This is a genomic window from Fulvivirga aurantia, assembly GCF_009711475.1.
Classification (GTDB): Bacteria; Bacteroidota; Bacteroidia; order Cytophagales; family Cyclobacteriaceae; genus Fulvivirga; species Fulvivirga aurantia.
In genome coordinates this window covers 1-953 of sequence record NZ_SMMD01000204.1, presented here as the reverse complement: position 1 = coordinate 953, position 953 = coordinate 1, and the positions used below count along the sequence as shown (strand labels likewise).

Annotated in this window: 1 protein-coding gene; it reads left to right on the top strand. The window is 40.7% G+C overall.

Annotated features, from left to right (window positions below; all coding sequences use genetic code 11):
* Positions 1-118: 118 nt before the first annotated feature.
* On the top strand, positions 119-685 hold the full coding sequence (locus E1176_RS00645) for a C40 family peptidase (RefSeq protein WP_155208660.1): 567 nt from the start codon (positions 119-121) through the stop codon (positions 683-685).
* Positions 686-953: the final 268 nt, after the last annotated feature.

The following is a 953-nucleotide window of genomic DNA, read 5'->3' as shown; positions in this document are numbered from 1 at the left end:
AGAGCTTCTGCAAATGCGCAACAACAGCCGCATAAAATTTTATTCGGATCAGGTACGACTACCAGAGCTATAAAAACCCTTCAGGAACTATTTCTTATATAACTGGCTTTGCATAAGGATGGAAAGCAAAGACTATATTATCAAGGTATTAAAGTCTAAAACCTTTTATGCGGTATTACTGATTGTTTATTTGGTGAATAGTGCCATGACAATAAACAGAACACATAATACCGACAAATTAGAGAGGTATTATGGCTCGACAGGCCACGGTTATGCCACAGCTGCTATTGCAGAACCAATCGAGGAGTTGATACCTTTTGCTCTTGAGCAACTTGGCAAGCCTTATCGATATGGGGCCAAAGGACCTAACAGCTTTGACTGTTCTGGTTTTACAGGATATGTTTTTAGAAACTTCGATATAAAGCTGTCAGCTTCTGCACGCCTACAGGCGAAACAAGGTGTTGAAGTATCTAAAGAGGAGGTGCTGCCGGGTGATCTGGTTTTCTTTAAAAGTCCGACCAGTGGAAATGAGCAAATTGGCCATGTAGGTATAGTAGTAAGTGCGAGCAAGGAAGAGGGTATAGAATTTATTCACAGTAGCACATCCCGAGGTGTACGAATCGATAACCTCAAAACAAGCAGACATTATAGCAAGCGGTATCGCGGAGCACGGAGAGTACTTTAGTCAATGAGCAATTAACAATTAGCAATGAGCAATCAAGTAACCTCCGATATGCAGGATTGAGGAAGACGAACAGTATTGTTACAGTTATAGAGTGAGACTCTTCGCTGCGCTCTGAGTAACGTTAAGTTTATAAAGATCCCTCATAATAATTTCGGGATTGCGGATCAAGTCCGCAATGATAACTTTCAGAGTTGCTTATCAGAATAAAATAGAATAATCACAGAGTTTAGTAAAGCACATTGATTCCATCCCTCCAAGGGATGGAATC

Excerpts from the sequence above, each read along its gene's own strand:
- E1176_RS00645 (WP_155208660.1), top strand. The coding sequence starts at position 119 with ATGGAAAGCAAAGACTATATTATCAAGGTATTAAAGTCTAAAACCTTT.